Source organism: Collinsella tanakaei (assembly GCF_016902615.1).
GTDB lineage: Bacteria > Actinomycetota > Coriobacteriia > Coriobacteriales > Coriobacteriaceae > Collinsella > Collinsella tanakaei_A.
In genome coordinates, this window is record NZ_JACJMB010000059.1 from 1 (window position 1) to 3150 (window position 3150).

A 3150-nucleotide genomic window follows, 5' to 3' on the forward strand; every position below is an offset into this window, starting at 1 on the left:
CGGAATCAGCGGCGAGCTCGATGGCATCGGTGTGCTTCTCGACCGGCACGGACTCGCCGGTCAGGGCTGCCTCCTCGATCTTCATCGAGGCGCTCTCGAGCACGCGGCAGTCGGCGGGAACCGAGTCGCCCGCCTCGAGGATCACGATGTCGCCCGGGACGAGGTCGGCGCTCGGCAAGTGCCCCAGCTTGCCGTCGCGGATGACCTTGGACTGGGCGGCGCTCATCTCCTGCAGGGCGGCGAGCGCCTGCTCGGACTTCGCCTCCTGGGCCACGCCCAACACGGAGTTGATGATGACGACGGCCATGATGATGACGACGTCGGCCCACTCAGCCTCGCCCTGGATCATGCCGGTTACCGCCGAGATGACGGCGGCGACGATAAGCATGATGACCATCGGGTCGGCCATCTGCTCGAAGAAGCGCTTCCACAGCGGGGTCTTCTCTTCCTCCTTGAGCTTGTTGGGGCCGACCTCCGCCAGGCGCTGCTGCGCGACGGCGGACGTGAGGCCGAGCTCAGCGTTCGAAGATTGCTCCTCGAGCACCGCATCGGCTGAGGCCAGGTATTCCTTTACCATACGGCTTGTTTCTCCTCCCGGGGATCGTGCCAACCTAACAGGTTGATGCCCGATCATAATTCCCCGGGAGCATGGGGCAAGGGCTCATCAAGGCTGCCATGTACGTTGGCGTCTTGCAATGTTGGCAATAGTACCCGATATCGACGCTACCAATCGTATGATGTGCGCGGGGTTAATGGCATGTTACGCCACGCTAAGAATTGCTGCTCGCGCCCCAAAAATGGCTGTTCTATAGAACATTGGCCCCTGTGCGACGAACACCAAGAGAACACATTCGCCCCCGTCCCCGATGGAGACAAAACGCAGGAAGGCCCCACATAGGGAGCCTTCCTGCGAGAATGGATGCACGGGAGCGGAGCCGATTTAGTCGTTCTTCTCCACCGCGCGCATGATGGCCTTGTAGATCTCGACGAGCGGAATGATGAGGAAGCCGAGCACGAGCGCCGTGATCATGCCGCGGGGCTCGAGGGCGGTAACGCCGAAGAAGATCTCGGCCAGCGGATCGAACTCGACGACGACGAGCGTGAGGATGAGCGCGAGGATCGCCGCACCCCACAGCCACTTGTTCTGCTTCTTCATGTGGAAGATGGAAGCACGACGGCTGCGCATGTTGAAGCAGTGGAAGATCTCGACCATGTTCAGCGTGATGAACGCCATCATGACGCCCTCTTCGTCGGCCGTGCCGGCCATCATGTTGGCGATGTCGATGCTGCCCATGTCGAAGTACACGCCGCAGAAGAAGCTCGCGAGCACCAGCAAGGTGATGATGATGCCCTGGACGACCGTATCGAGCCCCATGTGACCCGCGAACACGCCGTCGGTGGCGTTGCGCGGCTTGCGCTTCATGATGTCGCCCTCGGCCTCCTCCATGCCGAGCGCGAGCGCCGGGAAGCAGTCAGTCACGAGGTTCACCCACAGCAGCTGGATGGGCTGGAACAAGGTGAAGCCGATGATGGTGGCGGTGAACACCGAGAACACCTCGGCGAGGTTCGCCGACAGCAAGAACTGGATGACCTTGCGGATGTTGTCGTAGATGCGACGACCCTCTTCGCAGGCGCCGATGATGGTGGCGAAGTTGTCGTCGGCGAGCACCATATCGGCGACGTTCTTGGTGACGTCGGTGCCGGTGATGCCCATGCCGATACCGATGTTGGCGTGCTTGATGGACGGGGCGTCGTTCACGCCGTCGCCCGTCATGGCGACGACCTTGTTCTTGGACTTCCACGCCTCGACGATGCGGGTCTTGTGCTCGGGCTGGACGCGCGCGTACACGCCGTACTTCTCGATGTTCGCGTCGAGCTCGGCGTCGGACATCTTGTCGATCTCGGCGCCGGTGATGGCCTGGCTGCGGTCGGTGACGATGCCGAGGTTCTTGGCGATGGCCACAGCGGTGTCGATGTGGTCGCCCGTGATCATGACGGTGCGGATGCCGGCGCCGTGGGCCTCCTCGATGGCGGGCGCCACCTCGGGACGCTCGGGGTCGATCATGCCGGACAGGCCGCAGAACACGAGGTTGTTCTCGAGCGCCTCGGGGCTGCAGTCGGCGGGCTTTGCGCTATAGGTGCGGCTGGCGAGCGCGAGCACGCGCAGCGCCTCATCGGCCATGGCCTTGTTGGCGGCGAGCAGCTGCTCGCGCTTCGCGTCGGTCATGGGGACGATCTCGCCGTTCTCGTAGACCTGCGTGCACAGGTTGAGCACAACGTCGGGAGCGCCCTTCGTGTACTGCTCGAATGAGCCGTCGTCCTCCTGGACCACGACGGACATCATCTTGCGGCCGGAGTCGAACGGGGCCTCGCCCACGCGCGGGTGCTCGACATCGAGCCCGGTCATGCCGGCCTTCGCGGCGTCGTTCACCAGCGCGCACTCGGTCGGCTCGCCCTTGGCCTCGCCGGCCTCGGCGTCCCACTTGGCGTCCGAGCACAGCGCCATGCCGGCGAGCAGCTTCTCCTCGGAGGAGGCGAGCTCGTGCTTCACGACGGTCATCTTATTCTGGGTGAGCGTACCGGTCTTATCCGAGCAGATGACCTGCGTGCAGCCGAGCGTCTCGACGGCGGACAGGTTGCGGATGATCGCCTGGCGCTTGGCCATCTTGGTCACGCCGATGGAGAGCACGATCGTCACGACGGCGACGAGGCCCTCGGGGATGGCGGCAACGGCGAGCGAGACGGCGACCATGAAGGTGTCGAGCAGCATGTGCGGCTCGGCCATGACGTTGCCCAGACCGCTGCGCAGAAGGTCGACGGCGAAGATGACGACGCAGATGACGATGACCATGATGGTCAGGATCTTCGAGAGCTCGGCGAGCTTCATCTGAAGCGGGGTCAGCTCCTCCTTGGCGTCGTTCAGAGCGCCGGCGATCTTGCCCATCTCGGTCTTCATGCCGGTGTCCACCACGACGGCACGGCCGCGGCCGTACACGACGGTGGAGCCCATGTAGCACATGTTCTTGCGGTCGCCGAGCGGTACGTCGTCGGAATCAGCGGCGAGCTCGATGGCATCGGTGTGCTTCTCGACCGGCACGGACTCGCCGGTCAGGGCTGCCTCCTCGATCTTCATCGAGGCGCTCTCGAGCA

General features: G+C 63.9%; 2 protein-coding genes. Both read right to left on the reverse strand.

Annotated features, from left to right (window positions below; genetic code table 11):
- Positions 1–577 (reverse strand): HAD-IC family P-type ATPase (locus H6A21_RS10650; RefSeq protein WP_204562761.1); only part of this gene is annotated, 577 nt, incomplete at its 3' end.
- Positions 578–940: 363 nt separating this feature from the next.
- A partial coding sequence (locus H6A21_RS10655; protein WP_204562762.1) for a cation-translocating P-type ATPase occupies positions 941–3150 on the reverse strand: 2210 nt, incomplete at its 5' end.